At 62.5% G+C, this 20,572-nt stretch carries 17 protein-coding genes; 7 read left to right on the top strand and 10 right to left on the bottom strand.

Translation table 11 applies throughout. From position 1 onward, the window contains the following. Positions 1 to 78: 78 nt before the first annotated feature. Entirely contained in the window at positions 79 to 525 is a 447-nt protein-coding gene (locus tag NKI21_RS30640; protein WP_352628838.1) for a hypothetical protein, read from the bottom strand. A gap of 544 nt (positions 526 to 1,069) precedes the next feature. On the opposite strand from NKI21_RS30640, the gene NKI21_RS30635 reads away from it, so the two are divergent. Both NKI21_RS30635 and NKI21_RS30630 read left to right on the top strand, forming a co-directional pair. Beyond that, positions 1,070 to 3,073 (top strand): PhoX family protein, encoded by a 2,004-nt coding sequence (locus NKI21_RS30635; protein ID WP_352628836.1) that lies wholly within the window; start codon positions 1,070 to 1,072, stop codon positions 3,071 to 3,073. A gap of 225 nt (positions 3,074 to 3,298) precedes the next feature. After that, complete coding sequence (locus tag NKI21_RS30630; RefSeq protein ID WP_352868910.1) at positions 3,299 to 3,523, top strand: hypothetical protein; 225 nt, start codon at positions 3,299 to 3,301, stop codon at positions 3,521 to 3,523. Here the strand turns inward: NKI21_RS30630 and NKI21_RS30625 are convergent. Further along, positions 3,515 to 4,705 (bottom strand): flavin-containing monooxygenase, encoded by a 1,191-nt coding sequence (locus tag NKI21_RS30625; protein WP_352628834.1) that lies wholly within the window; start codon positions 4,703 to 4,705, stop codon positions 3,515 to 3,517. The genes NKI21_RS30630 and NKI21_RS30625 overlap by 9 nt on opposite strands. 350 nt (positions 4,706 to 5,055) lie before the next feature. Here NKI21_RS30625 and NKI21_RS30620 point away from each other — a divergent pair, with 350 nt between their 5' ends. Next, complete coding sequence (locus NKI21_RS30620) at positions 5,056 to 6,093, top strand: phosphatidylglycerol lysyltransferase domain-containing protein (protein ID WP_127296923.1); 1,038 nt, start codon at positions 5,056 to 5,058, stop codon at positions 6,091 to 6,093. A gap of 153 nt (positions 6,094 to 6,246) precedes the next feature. On the opposite strand, the gene NKI21_RS30615 is transcribed toward NKI21_RS30620, so the two are convergent. Both NKI21_RS30615 and NKI21_RS30610 read right to left on the bottom strand, forming a co-directional pair. Further along, the gene (locus NKI21_RS30615; protein WP_128305642.1) at positions 6,247 to 7,008 is read right to left on the bottom strand and encodes an ABC transporter permease; all 762 of its coding nucleotides are present in this window, start codon (positions 7,006 to 7,008) and stop codon (positions 6,247 to 6,249) included. Beyond that, complete coding sequence (locus tag NKI21_RS30610; protein WP_352628832.1) at positions 7,005 to 7,931, bottom strand: ABC transporter ATP-binding protein; 927 nt, start codon at positions 7,929 to 7,931, stop codon at positions 7,005 to 7,007. The genes NKI21_RS30615 and NKI21_RS30610 overlap by 4 nt, the downstream gene beginning before the upstream one ends. Before the next feature lie 259 nt (positions 7,932 to 8,190). Between NKI21_RS30610 and NKI21_RS30605 the strand changes: the two genes are divergently transcribed. Further along, positions 8,191 to 9,552: a cytochrome ubiquinol oxidase subunit I gene (locus NKI21_RS30605; RefSeq protein ID WP_352794567.1), complete on the top strand. Its 1,362-nt coding sequence runs from the start codon at positions 8,191 to 8,193 to the stop codon at positions 9,550 to 9,552. 9 nt (positions 9,553 to 9,561) lie between these two features. After that, on the top strand, positions 9,562 to 10,566 hold the full coding sequence (locus NKI21_RS30600; RefSeq protein ID WP_352868904.1) for a cytochrome d ubiquinol oxidase subunit II: 1,005 nt from the start codon (positions 9,562 to 9,564) through the stop codon (positions 10,564 to 10,566). A gap of 146 nt (positions 10,567 to 10,712) precedes the next feature. On the opposite strand, the gene NKI21_RS30595 is transcribed toward NKI21_RS30600, so the two are convergent. The 5 genes from NKI21_RS30595 to NKI21_RS30575 form a co-directional block, all read right to left on the bottom strand. Beyond that, complete coding sequence (locus tag NKI21_RS30595) at positions 10,713 to 11,000, bottom strand: GIY-YIG nuclease family protein (RefSeq protein ID WP_352868920.1); 288 nt, start codon at positions 10,998 to 11,000, stop codon at positions 10,713 to 10,715. A gap of 136 nt (positions 11,001 to 11,136) precedes the next feature. Continuing rightward, the gene (gene msrA, locus NKI21_RS30590; protein ID WP_352799444.1) at positions 11,137 to 11,874 is read right to left on the bottom strand and encodes a peptide-methionine (S)-S-oxide reductase MsrA; all 738 of its coding nucleotides are present in this window, start codon (positions 11,872 to 11,874) and stop codon (positions 11,137 to 11,139) included. 141 nt (positions 11,875 to 12,015) lie between these two features. Continuing rightward, positions 12,016 to 12,273: a hypothetical protein gene (locus NKI21_RS30585; protein WP_352758941.1), complete on the bottom strand. Its 258-nt coding sequence runs from the start codon at positions 12,271 to 12,273 to the stop codon at positions 12,016 to 12,018. A gap of 102 nt (positions 12,274 to 12,375) precedes the next feature. Next, the gene (locus tag NKI21_RS30580) at positions 12,376 to 13,068 is read right to left on the bottom strand and encodes a DUF1223 domain-containing protein (protein WP_352868900.1); all 693 of its coding nucleotides are present in this window, start codon (positions 13,066 to 13,068) and stop codon (positions 12,376 to 12,378) included. A gap of 345 nt (positions 13,069 to 13,413) precedes the next feature. Continuing rightward, positions 13,414 to 14,583: a TadE/TadG family type IV pilus assembly protein gene (locus NKI21_RS30575; protein ID WP_352868897.1), complete on the bottom strand. Its 1,170-nt coding sequence runs from the start codon at positions 14,581 to 14,583 to the stop codon at positions 13,414 to 13,416. A gap of 259 nt (positions 14,584 to 14,842) precedes the next feature. On the opposite strand from NKI21_RS30575, the gene lepA reads away from it, so the two are divergent. Further along, a complete protein-coding gene (gene lepA / locus NKI21_RS30570; RefSeq protein WP_128305633.1) occupies positions 14,843 to 16,648 on the top strand; it encodes a translation elongation factor 4 in 1,806 nt (601 codons plus the stop codon). Between the two features lie 1,662 nt (positions 16,649 to 18,310). Here the strand turns inward: lepA and NKI21_RS30565 are convergent. After that, entirely contained in the window at positions 18,311 to 19,378 is a 1,068-nt protein-coding gene (locus NKI21_RS30565) for a cyclic nucleotide-gated potassium channel (RefSeq protein WP_352442938.1), read from the bottom strand. A 288-nt stretch (positions 19,379 to 19,666) separates the two neighbouring features. On the opposite strand from NKI21_RS30565, the gene NKI21_RS30560 reads away from it, so the two are divergent. Beyond that, positions 19,667 to 20,179 (top strand): hypothetical protein, encoded by a 513-nt coding sequence (locus NKI21_RS30560; protein ID WP_352776213.1) that lies wholly within the window; start codon positions 19,667 to 19,669, stop codon positions 20,177 to 20,179. Positions 20,180 to 20,572: the final 393 nt, after the last annotated feature.

Genomic DNA, 20,572 nt, shown 5'->3' with positions numbered 1-20,572 from the left:
CTGGCCAAAAACGAGGTCACCTCCGCCGGGGGGCGGCGGAGGTGACGTGCAAAGCTGACCGTTGCCTGTTGGCCAGCTTCACAAGGCCTTGAGACGATTGGCATCGGCCGGGGTAGCCTGGCGGTCGATGATCGTGCGACCGAGCGCGTCCTTCATGCTGAAACGACCGTTCTCGAGCTTTTCCGTTATGCCGTCGGGGTGCCGGACCGTGATCTTGTTGCCGGTCACGTCGACCTTGTCACCGGTCTTTGCATTGACATGGCTCCCGCTCTTACCCTGATTGGATCCTGATTTGCCGCTGTTGCCATTCCCATTGCCGTTGCCGCTATTGCCGCTGTTCCCGCTATTGCCTCCGCCGGAATTGCCGCCGTTGCCGCCGCCACCTTTGCCGGCGTATGCGCTGGCGGTCTGGATGCCGGAAACGGAGCCGTCCAGGACAATTTGGTAGGGAGCAATCGTCAACGCCAGCGCCGCTGCCGATTTGAGCGCCAGCCGGCAACAACGGGTCGTGACCGATCTGTGCATTTTGATCTCCGACGACTGAGCCCGGCGCGCCCCACCCCAACGTTGCAGTGCAACAACATTGCCGAAAGACGCGGCGCCCGGAAGCGACCTCCGACCGTTGCGGTTGTCAACTAGGACCTTTGCAAGCGCAAGATTGGACTAAAGTCCCAAGCCTATGCTACATTAGCTTTGCATGAACGGCGCCGCCATCGCTAAACGGGAGACTCGCTTTCCCGACGCCTGACGACGGCAGACGCCGAACATCAAGTCACCTCCGCCGGGGGCGGCGGAGGTGACTTGTCGAGCCGGCTTTGTCCGTTGATCCGTTTGCAACGACTGACGCCATGGATGCGCGGCGAAACATGCCGCCGAAGGTCTCCTTCATCTCGAAAAGACGATTCCGGAGCAGTTCACGGCCTTCGGGAATGCTGAGCCAGCGCTGCGCGTAGTGCCTGTCGCCTCTGAAAGGCCTCCCGATGTCACGAAAATGTGACCCGGCGATTATAAGGGGGGTCAAACAGGTACCCCACGCTCCAGCCAACCCGACAGCCAGAGGCAAGCCACGATGACTGACCTTCGCTCCCCCGACACCCGATTCCGCACCAGCCTGCTTGAGGAAAACGACGGTCCGGCCATCAACGCCTCCGACAACCGCACCATGGGCGAGATCATCGCCGCGCGGTTCTCGCGCCGCGGCTTCCTCAAGGGCTCGCTGGCCGTCTCGGCCATCGCCGCCACCGTCAGCCCGCTGGCGCTGATCAGCGCCGACGAGGCCAGGGCAGCGGAAGGCTCTGCCTTCGCGTTCGACGAACTCGAGGCCGGCATCGACGACAAGCACCATGTCGCGTCGGGTTACGATGCCGATGTCCTGCTGCGCTGGGGCGATCCGTTGTTTGCCGATTCGCCCGACTTCGACCCCATGAAACAGTCGGCCGAGGCCCAGGCGAAACAGTTCGGCTACAACAATGACTATGTCGGCTACATCCCGATCGACGGCTCGGCCGAACATGGCCTGCTGGTGGTCAACCACGAATACACCAATCCGCATCTGATGTTCCCGGGCATCGTGAAGATCGTCGAAAAGGACGGCAAGAAGTCGGCAGAAATCGCACCCCTCTCGAAGGAGCAGGTCGATGTCGAGATGGCCGCCCATGGCGGCACCATCGTCGAGATCCGCAAGGACGGTGGCAAATGGCAGGTGGTGCGCGACGGCAAGCTCAACCGCCGCATCACCTCCAACACCGAAATGGCGCTGTCCGGCCCGGTTGCCGGCCATGACCGCGTCAAGACCAATGCCGATCCGTCCGGCACCAAGGTGTTCGGCACGTTCAACAATTGCGCCGGCGGCGTCACGCCCTGGGGCACCTATGTGATGGCCGAGGAGAACATCCATGGCTATTTTTCCGGCGAGCTGCCGGAAGGCCACAAGGAAGCCGCGAACTACAAGCGTCTCGGCATTCCCGAAGGCGCCTATGAATGGGCGGCGCATTACGAGCGTTTCGACCTCGCCAAGGAACCCAACGAAGCCAACCGCTTCGGCTGGATCGTCGAGGTCGATGTCAACGACCCGACCTCGACGCCGAGGAAGCGCACCGCCATGGGCCGCTTCAAGCATGAGGGCGCCGAATCGATCGTCGCCAAGGACGGCCGCGTCGTCTTCTATCTCGGTGACGACGAGCGCTTCGACTATGTCTACAAGTTCGTGACCAGGGCCGCGTTCAATCCGAACGATCGTGCCGCCAACAAGGACCTGCTCGACGATGGCACGCTGCATGTCGCCAAGTTCGCCGAAGACGGCACGGTCGAATGGCTGCCGATCGTCTTCGGCCAGGGGCCGCTGACGGCTGAAAACGGTTTTGCCAGCCAGGCCGACGTGCTGATCGAGACGCGCCGCGCCGCCGACCTGCTCGGCGCCACCAAGATGGACCGCCCGGAAGACGTCCAGCCCAATGGCGTCAACGGCAAGGTCTATGTCATGCTGACCAACAATTCGAAGCGCAAGGCCGACCAGGTCGACGCTGCCAACCCGCGCGCCGAAAACGCCTTCGGCCACATCATCGAAATCGCCGAGGACGGCGGCGATTTCACCGCCGCCAAGGGCAAGTGGGAAGTGCTGCTGAAATGCGGCGATCCGGCGGTCGCCGATGTCGGCGCCACCTTCTCGACAGCAACGACGGCCAATGGCTGGTTCGGCATGCCCGACAATTGCGCGGTCGATTCGGCCGGGCGTCTCTGGGTCGCGACCGACGGACAGGGGCCGAAAGCCACCGGCCGCACCGATGGCCTGTGGGCAGTGGACACCGAGGGGGCGGCGCGGGCGACCTCGAAACTGTTCTTCCGCGTGCCGATCGGCGCCGAGATGTGCGGTCCGCTGTTTGCGCCCGACGACCAGACCGCCTTCGTCGCCGTCCAGCATCCGGGCGACGGCGGAGAGGACTGGGAAGCGTTCGGGCGCCCCTCTTACTATGAGGACCTGTCGACGCGCTGGCCCGACTTCAAGCCCGACATGCCGGTGCGGCCGTCGGTGGTCGCCATCACCAGACAAGGCGGCGGCAAGATCGCGGTCTGATTGCCCACTCGCATGGGCAGCAGCGGAGCAGAATTTGCGCCGCTGCTGCGCCTTGAAGCCGCGGCATGTATCCCTTGGGCTGCGGAGCAGCTCCAGAGGTCTGCGCCGCGTCGCTTCGCTCCTTGCTCCGCCCCAGGATGACGAGGCGACGGGGGAAGTCGGTCAAGCCTCGGGAAAGATTGGCAATTTAAACGTGGCGCTCTAGGTCTTTATCAGGAGATCGCCATGTCGAAGTCTGTCTATGACCGTGGCTTGCTCAAGCCAGCCGATATCGCCAAGCTGCAGCGCGTGTTCGACGAGGCCTGCCGGCGGCACGAGGCACATCCCGATTCCGCCGACGCGCGGGAAATCGCGCTTAACCTGCTCGCCCTGCACAATGCCGGCATGGTGGAAGAAGACATGCTGATGGAAGCCGTCGGTTTCCGGCGGCTGGAACCGAAATCAGCGTGATGCGCTGGATTGGTGCGGGGCCGACCTTGCAATTCGTTTGGCGATCGCCTTGGCCAGGATGCCGGCATTGGCGAAGCAGCCGCGAATGCTTGGCCGCATGCCGGTGAACCACAGACCGGGCAATTTTGGATCGGCTTGGCCACCGTTGAAGAGCGGAACGCCCTTGGCGTCGAGCACGCCGAGCTTGCCGACCATGGGCTCCAGCCCGGTGCGGTAGCCTGTCGCGGCAATGACGATGTCGGGATAGATCAGGCTGCCATTGGCCAGGATCACGCCATCGCGGGTGAATTCCCGTATGCCCGGCACGACGGTGATCTTGCCGGCCTTGATGGCGCCGACGGCGCCGTCATCGGCGGCGATCGCGGTATAGTCCGAGGTCAGGCGGCTGGCGCCGCCCGCAGGCGCGGGCGGCAGGCCGAATTTGGTCAGGTCGCCGAAAACCAGGCGCTGCGTTGCCGTCATCACCGCATCGGCGAGCCGCAACGGCAGGCGCGCCATGAACGGCGAAAGCCGGTGCACGGCGATCTTGGCAATCCGCTTGGGCAGCAAAGCGGGGCCGCTGCGGGCCGACAGCCAGATAGCGGCCGTGTCTATGCCGGCCAGATGATTGAGCGCATCGAAGCCCGAATTGCCGGCGCCGACGACCAGCACTCTTTGGCCCGCATAGGCTTGCGCGTCACCGAAATCCGCCGAATGGATGATGCGCCCGACGAAATCCTTCATGCCTTTCCATTCGGGGGTGAATGGCTGGCTGTCGCGGCCGGTGGCGATGACGACATTGCGGGCGAAGCGCAGTCCGGTGCTGGTGCGCAATGCCCAGTGATCGCCCTTGAAGGTGATCTCTTCGACCGCGACGCCAAATTGCACCGGCAGCCGGTTCTCCTTCTGGAAATCGTTCATGTGGCGGATGACGACCATCCTTTGCGGAAAGGCGGGCGTGCCAGGGGGAAAGGCGAGACCAGGCAGCGAAGAAAGATCGCGATGGGTGTTGAGATGCAATTGCTGGTGGCGCCGGTGCCAGGGCTCGGCCAGCCGGCTTTCCTTTTCCAGGATCGCCGTCGGCACGCCGGCGTTCATCAAGGCATGCGCGGCGGCCAGCCCGGCAGCACCGGCGCCGACGACGATTGCCGGCTCGACCATGGCCGGCAGATCCGCAACCGATCTGATTGTCGTATCCGTCATTCACTCGAATCCCATTGGACGTCCCGCCGCAAGGCTCGCAGGACGCTGTAACCGTTTGATCGCGCGCAGGATCCCTGCAGCAAACCGCGGCCGAATTTCGAGCGATGCGATTTAGAGCCACACGCCGGGCCGCGGTTGCGCTCTATATGGCATATGCGCGATATCAACGGTAATCAGGTCGCGGCAATGTGATTGATTCGAGGCCTTGGTGGCTGGCGGGTCTCGGTTATCCCCCACGCGCATGTCCGAAATCGAGTCCGATTTTCGAGTCATGCGCAGAATCAAAGTGTTACAGCACCTTGGCGCGTCCTGGACGGCCGGCGCTGTAGGCGGCACGCGGAATCTCGACCATGCCCTCCTTGCGGTTTTATTTCGACAAGATCCTTGAGGCTGCCGCGCCCGAGGTCGAGCGGCAGGCGCTGACCCATGTCGAACGCCTGGCACTGGTGCGCCGCTATGGCGACTTCTCGCTCGCCTATTCCACCGCCGTGCAAGGCAAGCTTTCCTATTTCGGCGACGCCGACGGCTACATCGCCTTCGGTACCAAGATGAAGCACCATTTCGCGCTCGGCGACCCGGTGGCGGCTCCGGCGCGTCGGGCCGATTACATCAAGCGCTTCGTCGAGACCGCCGGCAGCCCATGGTTCGTGCAGGTGGGCGAGGACACCGCACGCGTGCTGGCCGGCCTTGGCTACAAGGTCAATCGCCTCGGCATCGACACCCGCCTCGCCCTGCCCGAGCATGATTTTTCCGGGAAGCGCAACGAGACCGTGCGCTACTCCGAGCGCTGGCTGCTGAAGAAAGGCTTTTCGTTCGAAGAGGACAAGCGCACCATCTACCTCGACGAGATCGCCCGGCTTTCGGAAAACTGGCGCGGCGACCGCATCGTCAAGCGCTGGGAGATGGGCTTTCTCAACCGCCATTTCGCCGACCATCTCGGCACCGACATGCGCCGTTTCGTCCTGCACGGTCCCGATGGCGAACTGGTCGCTTTGCTCGACTTCGACCCGTTGTTTGCCGACGGCAAGGTCATCGGCTACACCACCGCCTTCAAGCGCAAGCATCTCGACGCTTCACCGCATGCCGAGGTCGGCCTGACCAAATTCGCCGTCGACCGTTTTCGCGAAGAGGGCATCTCGGTGGTCACGCTCGGCCTGTCGCCGCTCGTCGATGTGGGTCCGAGCGGATTTGCCGAAAGCGATTTCTGGCGCAATGCCTTCCAGCGCGCCTATTCTTCGCCCTGGGTCAACCGCCGCAGGTTCAACCTGCAGGGCCAGGCGGCCTTCAAGCGCCGCTTCCACGGCGTCGAAGAGCCGGTCTATATCGCCTTCCGCAAGGGAACGTATGTCGAGATGCTGGGGCTGCTGCGGCTGGTCAAGGCGATCTAGGTCTGCTGATATTCAGGTGATGCCGGCCTGCAAATGGCGGCTTCCTGCGCTTCCGGTGCTCACGTACGAAAAGTACGCTCCGCTCCGGTTCTCGGAATCCACCATTTTCGTCTCGGCCTGACCTGAATCTCAACAGACCTGTACTCTCGCCGCTCAATTCCTCAGCCGATAACCGGTCCTGAATATCCAGGCGACGATGCTTATGCAGACCAGCAGGAAGACGACCGTCATGCCGAGGCTGACGCCGACCGAAACGTCGGACTTGCCGTAGAAGCTCCAGCGGAAGCCGCTGATCAAATAGACGACCGGGTTGAACAGCGTCACCGTGCGCCAGATCTCGGGCAGCATGTTGATCGAATAGAAGCTGCCGCCGAGGAAGGTCAGCGGCGTGATGATCAACAGCGGCACCAGCTGCAGCTGCTCGAAACTCTTCGCCCAGATGCCGATGATGAAGCCGAACAGGCTGAAGGTCACCGCCGTCAGCACCAGGAAAGCGAGCATCCAGAACGGATGCAGGATGGTGAGCGGTACGAACAGCGAGGCGGTGGCCAGGATGATCAGGCCGAGGATGATCGACTTGGTCGCGGCGCCGCCGACATAGGCGATGACGATCTCCAGATAGGAGACCGGCGCCGACAGAAGCTCGTAGATCGAGCCGACGAATTTCGGGAAATAGATGGCAAAGGAGGCGTTGGAGATCGACTGCGTCAACAGCGACAGCATGATCAGACCCGGCACGATGAAGGCGCCGTAGCTGATGCCGTCGATCTCGGTGATGCGCGAGCCGATGGCCGAGCCGAAGACGACGAAATACAGCGATGTCGAGATGACCGGCGAGACGATGCTCTGCAGCACGGTGCGGAAAGCACGCGCCATTTCCATCCGGTAGATCGCCCATACTGCGCGAAGGTTCATGGCTCCCTCCTCACCAGATTGACGAAGATCTCCTCGAGCGAAGAGTTTTGCGTGTCGATATCGCGGAACTGGATGCCGCCGGCCTCGAGGTCGCGCATCAACGAGGCGACGCCGGGCCGCTCGGCCTGGTTGTCATAGGTGTAGGTCAGCTGCCCGCCATCCGGCGACAATTCCAGCGCATAGCGCGAGAACGCCTCGGGAATGGCCGTCAGCGGATTGCGCAGTTCCAGCACCAGCCGCTTGCGGCCGAGCTTGCGCATCAGTTCGGCCTTGTTCTCGACCAGGATGATCTCGCCGCGATTGATGACGCCGACGCGGTCGGCCATCGCCTCGGCTTCCTCGATATAGTGCGTGGTGAGGATGATGGTGACGCCGTCCTCGCGCAGCCGGCGCACCATCGCCCACATGTCCTGGCGCAGCTCGACGTCGACGCCGGCGGTCGGCTCGTCGAGGAATAGGATGCGCGGCTCATGCGACAGCGCCTTGGCGATCATCAGCCGGCGCTTCATGCCGCCCGACAAGGTGATCGCCTTGGCGTCCTTCTTGTCCCACAGCGACAGGTCGCGCAGCACCTTCTCGACAAAGCCGGGGTTGGCCGGCTTGCCGAACAGGCCACGGCTGTAATTGGCCGTCGCCCAGACGCTCTCGAAGGCGTCGATGGTCAGTTCCTGCGGCACCAGCCCGATCAGACCGCGCGCGGCGCGATAATCCTTGTTGATGTCGTGGCCGTCGACGGTGACCGTGCCCGACGAACGGTTGACGATGCCGCAGACGATCGAGATCAGCGTCGTCTTGCCGGCGCCATTGGGTCCAAGCAGCGCGAAGATCTCGCCGCGCTGAATGTCGAGATTGACTTCCTTGAGCGCGGTGAAACCGGTTGCGTAGGTCTTGGAGACCCCGGAAATGGACAGGATGGAAGGCATGGATGAAAACGGCTGCTTGAAAGAGGTCCCCTGATATAGGACGAATGTCGGTGCTTGCAACCGCAAGTCAATGCCCTGCTGACAGTTCTCGACAATCGTGCCCGGCCGGCCGTTGCAGGTGCGGCGCACAGGCCCGGAGTTGCGCGGCACAACCGGCAAAATTGTCCTGTGGCGTTCAGCCTCGCGGCAGGACGCCGCTTTGACCTGAACTCGCTTCGGGCCTATCCTTCGCGAGTATTTGCAGCAGCCGGAGCCCATCATGGACCCGCTCATACTTTCGCGTATCCAGTTCGGCACGAATATTTCATTCCATATTCTATTTCCGACGATCACCATTGCGCTGGGTTGGGTGCTGCTGTTCTTCAAGCTGCGCTACAACGCGACCAACGATTCCGCTTGGATGCGCGCCTATTTCACCTGGGTGAAGGTTTTCGCGCTGTCCTTTGCCATGGGCGTGGTTTCGGGCGTCACCATGAGCTTCCAGTTCGGCACCAACTGGCCGGGCTACATGGAAAAGGTCGGCAACATCGCCGGGCCGCTGCTGGCCTACGAAATCCTCACCGCCTTCTTCCTCGAAGCGGCCTTCCTCGGCATCATGCTGTTCGGCTTCCGCCGCGTCTCCAACCGCATCCACACGCTGGCGACGGTGCTGGTCGCCGGCGGCACCACCGTCTCGGCATTCTGGATCATCGCGCTCAATTCCTGGATGCAGACGCCGGCCGGCTTCGAGATGCGCGACGGCGTGGCGCATGCGGTCGACTGGTGGGCAATCATCTTCAACCCGTCAATGCCTTACAGGCTGACCCACATGCTGCTGGCGTCGGGGCTGACGGTGTCGTTCCTGATCGCTGGCCTGTCGGCGCTGCGCTATCTCACCGGCGACCGCTCGGAATCGATGTGGAAGGCGCTGCGCACCGGCGTCTTCACGGCGGCGACCCTGATCCCGATCCAGATCTTCGCCGGCGACCAGCATGGGCTGAACACGCTGGAGCATCAGCCGCAGAAGATCGCCGCCATGGAGGCCAACTGGAACACCGGCCCCAACGTGCCGCTGGTGCTCTTCGCGCTGCCCGACGAGGCAGCCAGGGAGAACAAATTCGAGATCGCCATTCCCAATGGGGCCAGCCTGGTGCTGCGGCACTCGACCAGCGGCGTGGTGCCGGGGTTGAACGACTATCCCGGCAATCATCCGCCGGTCTTTCCGGTGTTCTGGGGTTTCCGCATCATGGTCGGCACGGGCATATTGATGCTGCTCGTCTCATGGTCGGCGGCCTTCTTCCTCAAGCGCCGGCACAGCCTGCCCAAGCCGCTGGCCATGCTGATGGTGCCGATGGCGCTGTCGGGCTGGCTGGCGACGCTGGCCGGCTGGTACACCACCGAAATCGGCCGCCAGCCCTGGCTGGTGACCGGCGTGCTGAAAACCGCCGACGCGGTCGGCCCGGTGGCCGGCAGCCATGTCGCGCTGACGCTCGCCATATACCTCGTTCTCTATGTGCTGTTGCTGATCGCCTATCTCGGCGTGCTGGTGCACCTGGCGCTGAAGGCGGCGAAGGACGGCGATTCATCGCCGCTGCCGGGCGTCATGAACGCCGCCATGTCGCAGCCGGCGGCTGGCGAGTAGGAGAAGAAAATGAGCTTCGACTGGCCAACCGCGCTCCCCTTGATCTTCGCCGGCCTGATGGGCCTCGCCATCCTGATCTACGTCATTCTCGACGGTTTCGATCTCGGCATCGGCATCCTGTTCGCCGCCGCTGAAGACGCCGAACAGGATACGATGATTGCCGCGATCGGCCCGTTCTGGGACGCCAACGAAACCTGGCTGGTGCTGGCCGTCGGCCTGCTGCTGGTCGCTTTCCCGATGGCGCATGGCGTCATCCTGACGGCGCTCTACATTCCGGTCTTCGTGCTTTTGCTCGGGCTGATCCTGCGCGGCGTCGCCTTCGATTTCCGCGCCAAGGTGCCGACCGAGCGCAAGCACCGCTGGAACCGTATTTTCTTCCTGGGCTCACTCATCGCCTCGCTGGCACAGGGCTACATGCTGGGCGTCTATGTGCTCGGCCTCGATGTCGGTCTCGGCGGCATGGCGTTCGGCGTGCTGGTGGCGTTCTGCCTTGCCGCGGCCTACGCGGCGATGGGCGCCGCCTGGGTGATCTACAAGACCGAGGGCGAGCTGCAGAAGAAGGCGGTGCGCTGGCTGCGCACGACGCTGGTGCTGACCGCGCTCGGCATGGCCGCCATCTCGCTGGCGACGCCGTTCGCCAGCCCGCGCATCTTCGACAAATGGTTCGTCTGGCCGTCGATGCTCTATCTGTCGCCGCTGCCGATCCTGTCGGCGCTGCTGTTTCTGTGGCTGTGGCGGCAGACCTTCCATCTGCCGAAGCCCGACGACCGCCATTCGCTGATGCCGTTCCTGACGCTGGCCGCCATCTTCGCGCTCGGCTTTGCCGGCCTCGCCTGGTCGTTCTACCCGTTCGTGGTGCCGGATCGCCTAACCATCTGGCAGGCAGCTTCCGCGCCGGAGAGCCTGGCTATCATTCTGGCCGGCACCGTGGTCGTGCTGCCGGTCATCATCTTCTATTCGTTCTATGCCTACCGGGTGTTTGGGGGGAAGGCGACGGATTTGACTTATGATTGAGGTGGGTCAGTGGGGGTGAAGGTGGCAGCGGCTACCGTGCCTTTGTCATCCTAGGGCGGAGCAAGGAGCGAAGCGACGCAGCGCAGACCCTAGGATCCATGCCGTAACGGTGGTGCAGTGATCCGACGGTGCAAGAAACGGTGCGCCTACCACCCCGTCCCGCGAAAAAGCTTGAACCACTCCGGATTCGCTTTTTCGATCAGGTCGATCTTCCATTGGCGAGGCCAGCGCTTCAGTGATTTCTCGCGCTGGATGGCATCAGTGATGTCGAAAAATTCCTCATACCAGACCAGCCGCTGCGCACCGTAGCGGCTGGTGAACCCTGCGCCCTGGCCGGATTTGTGTTCCGGCATGCGGCGGCCGAGGTCATTGGTGACGCCGATGTAGATCGTGCCACGCTTTTGGCTCGCGGTCATGTAAACGTAGCCTGTCATCGCGCGAAGATAGCTGGCGATCTGCCGGGCAGCCATCCCGCCCCGTTGCATTCTACGCCCAACGTCGCGGCATGGATCGACGGAAAGGAGGGCGTCGCCGCCCTTCGCACACCCGCCCCCGCTTCTCGCGCTCGCCTCAATTGCTCGCCGACAGCACCAGCACGGGCTTTTCGCTGTAGAGCGTCGGGAACAGTGCCTTCAAGTTCGCCACCTTGGGCAGGTCGTTGTAGACGATGTAGGGATAGGTCGGGTTCAGCGTCAGGAAATCCTGATGGTAATTCTCGGCCGGATAGAAGGTCTTGCCGGTTTCCAGCGTGGTGACGATCGGCTCCGGGAACACCTTGGCCTGGTCGAGCTGGGCGATGTAGCTTTGCGCGATCTTCCTCTGTGCATCGTTTTCGGCGAAGATCGTCGAGCGGTATTGGGTGCCGGAGTCCGGACCCTGGAAATTCAGCTGGGTCGGGTTGTGGGCGACCGAAAAATACACCTGCAGCAGCTGGCCATAGGTGATTTTCGATGGATCGTAGGTGATCTCGACGGATTCGGCATGCCCGGTGCGGCCTGAGCCGACCGTCTCGTAGACGGCGGTGTCCTTGTCGCCGCCGGTGTAGCCGGAGACGGCCTTGGTGACGCCCTTGACGTGCTGGAAGACGCCCTGCACGCCCCAGAAGCAGCCGCCGGCGAAGATTGCCTTTTCAGTGCCGGTGGCCGCCTTCTCGTCGATTGCCGGCGGCGGGATCTTCACCGCATCCTCGGCCGAAACCGCCGGCGTCAGCCAGAAGGCGGCGCCCGCTGCGGCAAGTGCCAGGGCGGCGAGCGCGCTGCGGAAGACGTTCGACGATTGTCTGGTGACTGGTTTTTGAATGTCGGTCATGGCTGAGCTCCTGTGACGTCCATCATGTGGAGTCTATTGGATAATATACGATCATGCGACGGGCGAGTTGCGGCCGAAGCCTCACTTTCACGTGCATCCGGATACGGACCCGCGGGACCGAAGCCGGAAACAGCACCACCTTTACTTGGCCGGCGCCATCGCATCCGTTGCCGGCTTCATGGCGTCGGCGGCCGGCTTCATGGAATTGGTGGCCATCGGATCGGCCGGCTTCATCGCATCGGTTGCAGGCTTCATCGCATCCGCGGCCGGTTCCATGGCATTTGCAGCCGGCTTCATCGCGTTGGTCGCGTCGTCGGCACGGGCGATGCCGCCGGCAAACAGCGCCGTCGAGCACAAAGCGAGAGCGAGCGCCGGCAGCGTCAGGCGGGAAATGGTCATGATGATCTCCTTGGGGTTGGTCGTGAAGGCGCGCCCTCTTGGCGGCCGTGCTATGCGGCGCCGCTCCATGCGGCGTTGCGCAATCTCTTGTCGAAGCGCGATCTAGTCGGTCGCGGCAGCCAGGATCGGTCCGCCATCGGGCGACTGCACGAGCACGGCGGTGCTCAGGCCGCCGGATGCGGCGGGCAGCGGATACGTCGCGGCCGCGCCGGTCCAGCTGCCGAGGTTTTTGAGCGCATGCACGACATTGGCGTGCGGCAAGGTGCGGCCGGTGTTTTCGCCGCGCGCCACCGGCACCTCGACGACGCCCCTGGCATAGCGCACCAGCCAGACATCGGCGTGGCCGCCAGGTGCGGCGCCAGCGCCGATGCTGATCCTGCCGCCATCGAGCGACAATGCCGGGCCGCTCGTCCGGCCGCTCACCGAGATCAGTTTTTCGATCTCGCCGGGTGCGGCGCCGACGACATCGGCATGGCCGTTGACCACCACTTGCGGCGTGAACGGCCCGTCACGGCCGAGCGCCGGCTCGTAATTGACCTGGCGCCGGGTGAATTCCTGTTTTCCGAAAATATCCTTCCAGCCGAGATAGTCCCAGTAGGTGACGTTGAACGACAGCGCCAGCACACCGGGCTGGTCCTTGACCTTGATCAGATTGGCATTGGCCGGCGGGCAGGACGAGCAGCCCTGGCTGGTGAACAGCTCGACCACGGTGAGCGGCTGGGCGGCGGCTGCACCGAGCGACACTGCCAGCGCGAGCGCTGAGAGGCTGGACACTGTGACGAACTTGCGGGACATCGGCTTGCTCCGTGGGCGGCGGCGCCTGGAAGCACCGCTCATGTCCCCACTTCGCCGCTGCTTGCTGCTTCGTTACAGCGCTCACCGGTTTGTGATGAAGGTTCGGGAGATCGCAGGGAAAGCCGGAGGGACAGCACCCCCCTCTGGCCTGCCGGCCATCTCCCCCGCAAGGAGGGAGATCGACCCTCATCACGGCTTTCGCCTATCACTAGCTTCGCAACAGGAGCGCGGCCGACGAAGCTGCCAATCTCCCCCCTTGCGGGGGAGATGTCCGGCAGGACAGAGGGGGGTGTGAAGGATCGCCAAGCCTCACAAGCCCATAGGGCGTTTAGCCTGGGGCAGCGTCTACTGCGTCAGCACCGTGTTGGAGGGCCGCTTGTTGAAGTCGCACTTGCCGGTCACGCTGTAGAAGAAGTCGGCGTTCGTGACGTCTGGCAGCGGAGGATTGTTGCCGCCGTCTTCCCATGCCTGGTCGCTGGTCTGGCTGCAAGGCACCACTTTGAAGATGTCGACGTCCGTGTTGCTGGCAACCTCGACGGGGAGGTATTTGGAAGGGTCCAGTGCCTTTTGTGCCGCGGTGCTGTACCCGGCGCCGAGGTAGAGCCGGTTCGACGTGTCTGTATTGTTCGACTTGAGCGGGTTGACCGGTCCGGACGGCACATCCATCTGTAGATAGAGCTTGTCCACCGTGCTCACGTTGATTGTTGCGCCACTGCTGTTTCCGGCGGTATTCGTGGTCGCGCACGTCGTCTTGAAATAGATGGTGGCGCTCGTCTTTCCGCTTTTTGCCACCGCGGTGCTTCTGTAAACTCCCGCAGTGGCAGTGAAATCGGTTGCCGATCCTACTGTCGTGCACACTTGGGTCTGAACCAGCGTATCGGTTGGTCCCGTGGTAATAGTTGTCGTCCCGTAACCTTTCGGCTCGGTAGCCGTATAGGTCTTACCCCCGCTCGTATAGGAATAACTATACGCTTTGTAGTTATAGTTGGCCTTCATCATGGCCGTCGGTGTGGTCGTGGAGGTCCAACCGTAGGGAAGGCCGTACAAGGTCATGGTCTTGTTCCAGTAGCCTGAAACGTGATCGACGTTGAATGTGGCCTCCACCAGTGCGGGCGTCTTGCTCACCGCCGACGAGACACCGACCGGCACCGTGGTGATCCGGGCGATCTGCATGAACACGGTCGGCATGGCGTAGCTTGCCGAGGCCCGCGCTGTGGCGGTGCCGTTGGCGCTGACGTCGAAGCTGTTCAGCGTCGCTGTGCCCTGTCCGCCGTTTTCTCTGTAGGTATCCTGGAGCACCACCTGGCGCTGCGGCTTCGTCGAGGCCGTTTCCATCGTGGTGATCGACAGGATCGCGGCGTCGAGTGCCGCCTGCTCGGTCGACCTGGTCTGGACCGCGGAGGTGTAGTCGACGGAAAAGCCGATCGCGGTGATCAGCGGAATCATGGCGAGAACAAGTATCGGTGCGAACGAGCCGCTCCGCGACTCGATAAAACTGCCTGCAAGCCCCCGCATGCCTTCGTCCTTACATCAGATATTTCCCCCCGCTAACATGCCGATCACAAATTATGCTCTAACGCGCGTGGTTAAAATTTATCGATTTTTCGAGGAATCCGGGGGAAAAGGCGACAAGCGCCCGCACCGCTTGCCCCGGCAGCCGCCTGCTCTGCTTTCCCGGCAACGGCTGTACGGCTTGCCAGGCAACGGGCCGCGCCACATGTGCGGCGGCAGCCTGCCGCTTGCTCGGGCAAGCCACCCCTGCTAAACGCGCGCCATGAGCACGCCCCTCGACCACATCCGCAATTTCTCCATCGTCGCCCATATCGACCATGGCAAATCCACGCTTGCCGACAGGCTGATCCAGCTGACCGGCGGGCTGGAGCTGCGCGACATGAAGGAGCAGGTGCTGGACTCGATGGATATCGAGCGCGAGCGCGGCATCACCATCAAGGCGCAGACGGTGCGGCTGAAATACCGCGCCAACAATGGCGAGGACTATATCCTCAATTTGATCGACACGCCCGGACATGTCGACTTCGCCTATGAAGTGTCGCGTTCGCTCGCCGCCTGCGAGGGGTCGCTTCTGGTGGTCGACGCCTCGCAGGGCGTCGAGGCGCAGACGCTGGCCAATGTCTACCAGGCGATCGACAACAACCACGAGATCGTCGTGGTGCTGAACAAGGTCGACCTGCCGGCCGCCGAGCCCGAGCGCATCCGCGAGCAGGTCGAGGAGGTGATCGGCATCGACGCCTCCAACGCCGTGCTGATCTCGGCCAAGACCGGCCTCGGCATTCCCGACGTGCTGGAGGCCATCGTCCACCAATTGCCGCCGCCGCGCGAAGGCGACGCCACAGCGCCCTTGAAGGCGATGCTGGTCGACAGCTGGTACGACGCCTATCTCGGCGTCATCGTTCTGGTGCGCGTCATCGACGGCGTGCTGAAAAAGGGCCAGACCATCCGCATGATGGGCACCGGCGCCAAGCACCTGGTCGAGCGCACCGGCGTGTTCACCCCGGCCCGCATCAATGTCGACGAGCTCGGCCCCGGCGAATTCGGCTTCTTCACCGGCTCGATCAAGGAAGTGGCCGACACTCGCGTCGGCGACACCATCACCGAGGACAAGCGCACCACCGCCAAGGCGCTGCCCGGCTTCAAGCCAGCGCAGCCGGTGGTGTTCTGCGGCCTGTTCCCGGTCGACGCCGCCGATTTCGAGGATCTGCGCGCCGCGGTCGGCAAATTGCGCCTCAACGACGCTTCTTTCTCTTTTGAAATGGAAACCAGTGCCGCGCTCGGCTTCGGCTATCGCTGCGGCTTCCTTGGCCTGCTGCATCTGGAAATCATCCAGGAGCGGCTGGAGCGCGAGTTCAACCTCGACCTCATCGCCACGGCACCGAGCGTCGTCTACCGGCTGGCGCTAACCGACGGCTCGATGAAGGAACTGCACAACCCGGCCGACATGCCGGATGTGGTGAAAATCTCCGCGATCGAGGAGCCGTGGATCCGCGCCACCATTTTGACGCCCGACGACTATCTCGGCGGCATATTGAAACTCTGCCAGGACCGGCGCGGCATCCAGGCCGACCTGTCCTATGTCGGCAAGCGCGCCATGCTGATCTACGATCTGCCGCTCAACGAAGTCGTCTTCGATTTCTACGACCGGCTGAAGTCGATCTCCAAGGGCTACGCCTCCTTCGACTACCACCTCACCGACTACCGGGAAGGCGACCTGGTGAAGATGTCGATCCTGGTCAATGAGGAGCCGGTGGATGCGCTTTCCATGCTAGTGCACCGCACGGCGGCGGAAAAGCGCGGCCGGCAGATGTGCGAGAAGCTGAAAGAGCTGATCCCCAACCATCTGTTCAAGATCCCGATCCAGGCCGCCATCGGCGGCAAGGTCATCGCCCGCGAAACCATCTCGGCGCTGCGCAAGGATGTTACCGCCAAATGCTACGGCGGCGACGTCTCACGCAAACGCAAGCTGCTGGACAAGCAGAAAGAGGGCAAGAAGCGGATGCGGCAGTTCGGCAAGGTCGATATCCCGCAGGAGGCGTTTATCCAGGCACTGAAGATGGGGGATTAAGCGGTCCGGCCTGCGGCCGGACGCATCGACCCGGTGGAAGATGTCCATCGGCATTGCGCGTAGCACTCCCTGCACCTCCATCTGACAGGAGTTTGGCGTCCGTTATTCAGGCCGTTCGATGCCGGTGAAAGCCGTTTCGGAAACGGTACAAGCGTTGAATTGTAAGGCACAGGTGGACGATTTTATTTACCGGATTCACAGATCGTACCTGATTTGCTAGGATCGTCACGCTTAGCAAAGGGGTCCGCAGCTTCTCTCGGGAGGAAAAGGCACTAGTTAAGCCATTCGGACGCGCGACACGGTGAAATTCTGCCGGCCGTGGCACTGCAGTAATGTAGGCGCATTTTGTGGGGTTCGGGGCAGGCCCCACCGCGTCCATTGGGCGAGCGGCAAATAGCCGCTCGCCACCCCTCAAAGGATTGACCCGCGTTTCAACAATGCTTCGAGCTGCCTATCGCCAAAGCGGTGGAATGTGGACACGTAGGGCTCGAAGCCTCCCGCAGTTATTTTTATGGCCACTTTGTATCGTTTTCCGGTGTCTGGGTGGACATAGATCACAACAGCGTGCCTAGGCCTGTCAGCCACCCATACCCCATCGCGAAGCATCATGGGCATGCAGAGAAGGTCAATCATGGTGATGTCGGGATGGTCTTTCAGAATATGCCGCAGAGATGTGCTCGAAAGGTATGCGATGCCGAGGCTACATCCCAAATATGCGGATGGGTTCGCTGGCATATAGCCGACAGGAACCGTCCTATCGGGAGGCTCCAGTAGCCCTTCCAACTGAGTGAGATCGAGATAGATGCCCAAAGAGAAACCGCCAGAGCCACAAAACAAATCGAAAAAATCCGTAGGGCCGCGCAAGTGATTCCAGGCGGACGATTCGGAAGAAGTCTTTGACCGTATCTTGAAGAAAATAGCGAAAGCTTCGCCTGCTAACGAGGCGAAGAAATTGACCGCCCGGTAAACGGCGTGCTAGATTCTCTGGGCAAAGGTGGGAGGCGGAAGCATTCGCGCTCCGTCCCCCTGCCACCCTGTGGTGGCTACCGGATTGGGTCTCTTGTGATGACTCTCTCCGGGATACGTTGAACTAGGGTTGTTGCATAGTGACCTCCTTTAGTTCTTCGGACATTGCAGCGGGTGCTGTTTGGCGACGTGCCCGCTGCAAATTTTGAATCATCTACCGGTCTTAACTATTTATTAACCACTTCTAACTGCAAACACTAAATATAGTATTAACAGACAAATTTCTCCAGTCCGACAATTCTACCTTTCGATCCGATCCATATGCGTCAGCAGCCTCGCGAAAGATTGCGAATGCGGGGAAAAGCGCACTTGGTCCAGGAAAAAGACCGGGCTCAGAACTTCCGGTCGCGCTCTCAACAGGAGTGCATAGCTTATAAAAGGCGACTCGTTTTGAGTCGTCAAGGAATCGTTTGCGTAGCTTTGTGACCCCAACATCTTGGGTGCCAAAATAAGCAAAGTGGGAGACAACTGTCTCATGCGGTCAAGATACAGCTGAGCACGGGGATTGCTGTCCCCTTACTCGTGACTGGTCTTTACCCGACCGCGCTGCTGACGATGAAGTACCGGCGGCTGGGCAATGACTGCATAGCTGCCGGGTTTCTCACCTTTCTCGCCAGTGCGGCGAGCTGCGCGGGATCAAGCCATCGGCGCCGCGCCGCGCCGCTCGAGCGCGGTCTTGCGGATGATTTCCGCGATCTCCGGGCTGCTGCTGCACAGCATCTGGAAATCCGCCGCGTGCAGCGACAGAAGGGAGACCGCCGTCGCGGCGCTGACGGTCGCCGAACGCGGTTCGCCGCTGATCAGCGCCATCTCGCCGAAGAAGGCGCCAGGGCCAAGCTCCACCGGGTTCGGCGTCGCGACGCTGACCCGCCCCTCCACGACGAAGAACATCCGATCCCCGGTCTCGCCACTGCGGCAGATCACGGCGCCCGCCGGCAAATTACGAGGTCTTAGCGCGCGCACGATCTCGACCAGCACGGCCGGGCCGAGCTTCTGAAACAACGGCACGCCGGCGACCAATTGCCAATTGCGGACGAAATCCTCGCGACGGATTTCCTGATAGAAGCCGGAGGCAAGAATGCCGGCCCAGAGCGCGAAGATGCCGATGCCAGTCATCATGACCGCCCCGGCAAGGACGCGGCCGGCGAAGGTTTGCGGGATGTCGTCGCCATAGCCGGTGGTGGACAGCGTAACCACCGCCCACCACATTGCCTCGGGGATGCTGCCGAACTTTTCCGGTTGGATGTCGCGCTCGATGACATAGGCGGCGAGTGCGACACCGAACAGAACGACGCCGAAGAGCGTGGTGACGCCGATCAGGTTGCGCGCTTCGTTGGCCAGCACCCTGCCCAGCACCGGAAAGAAGGTCGAGTCGCGCAGCGGTTTCAGCAGCCAGACACCACAGTAGAGGCTCCAGTCGGGTGTGCCGTCGAGGAGAAATGCGGCGAGTGGAACCAAAACCGCGAGCACGTCGATGGCGATTGCCGGCGTCCTGTCCCGAAGGTCTCCCGCCCAGTGCTTGAGCAGCGTCGCGGCCATCTGCAGAAGATAGGCGCCCCAAATGACCGCGAGCAGGGCGATCAGAGCCAGTCTGCTTCGTCCGGACAGGTTCGGTGTCGTGAGCGCCGCCACCGCCAGCAGCCCAGGCGCGGCCAGCACCGCGTTGAGCGGCGCGTAAATTCTCAGGAAAGGCAGTACCGACATTCTATGCCCACGAGCCGCTACTATCCGCCAAAATAGGCTGCCTTCAAGGCAAGCGTAAAGGTGCTTGCTGCGATGCGCCGATATCGGTTCTCGGGCAAGGCCGACTTTGTCGATTGCGGGCGCTGCGGACCGCTCTCTCGACAGTCTCTGCCTTCACGCCCTTGTCGATTTCGGGCTGACACTGGAGCCGCGTCGGGAAGTCAAGCAGGTGAGAACGCCTCGCCATCGGCGAGCATTGGATCAGACACCGCCCTGCAGTATGCTTGAGCCAGCTTGGGGAGACATCACATGCGTACCACATCAGACACCATCGCCGCGATCGGCCTCGCCATCGGCGGCGCCTTCGGCCTCGCCGGCACCTTCGTGGCCAGCGCTGAAGTGCGCGAAACGCTCTGGACGATCGACGGCGTGGCACTGGTGGTGGCGACCGCGCTGCTGACGATGAAATGCCAGCGCATGGGCAATGACTGTGTCGCGGCCGGATTCCTGACCTTCCTCGCCGGCGAAAGCCTGCTGCTCGCCGGCAACGCGGCGGGGCTGGAGGCCAGCGTGCCCTCCTATGTCGGCGGCATCTCGCTGTGGGCGGCGGCACTGGTCATGGTCAGCGTGCCGAAGACTTTTGCCCTGTGGATGCGGCTCACCGCGCTCGTGGCCGCCGTGCTGTTTGTCGTCTCGGCTTGCATGATCCTCTGGGGCACGCCCCTGCTGCCAACCTCGGCGCCGCTGCCCGCCGCCGGCTATCCATTCCTGGTGCTGACCTTTGTTGGCTGGATCTGGACTTTGGTGAGGGCGGCGCGGTGAGCCTTTGTCTGCTTCCGTACCAAACGTCCGGCCTAGTTGATCGAGCATCGCCGGAACGGTAAAAAAACCGCGCGGCGGACCCAGGTTCGCCAGTGGCCGGCGCGGGCTCAGGCAACTGCCTCACCGGCATTCGCGCCGGCCATTTCCCAGTTGCATATGGCCAGCGTTGGCGCTGCCCCTCATCTGGCTGCCGCCATCTTCTCCCCGTAAACGGGGCGAAGGACGCGGTGGTCGATGATTTCGCTAGTCGCCAACCTTGCAATGGAGGCGCCGGGGATGGCGCGGCTTGGTTCCTCGCCCCACGAAGTGGGGAGAGCGACTATCTGGGGTGTCAAGTTGCAATTACGAACTCGTTGCGCGCATCGCGTGCTTTTGCATTGAGGATGACCAGGA

The organism is Mesorhizobium sp. M0715 (assembly GCF_040320355.1).
Classification (GTDB): Bacteria; Pseudomonadota; Alphaproteobacteria; order Rhizobiales; family Rhizobiaceae; genus Mesorhizobium.
Note: the sequence above shows the minus strand (reverse complement) of the source record. Positions and strands in the feature narration are given on the sequence as shown.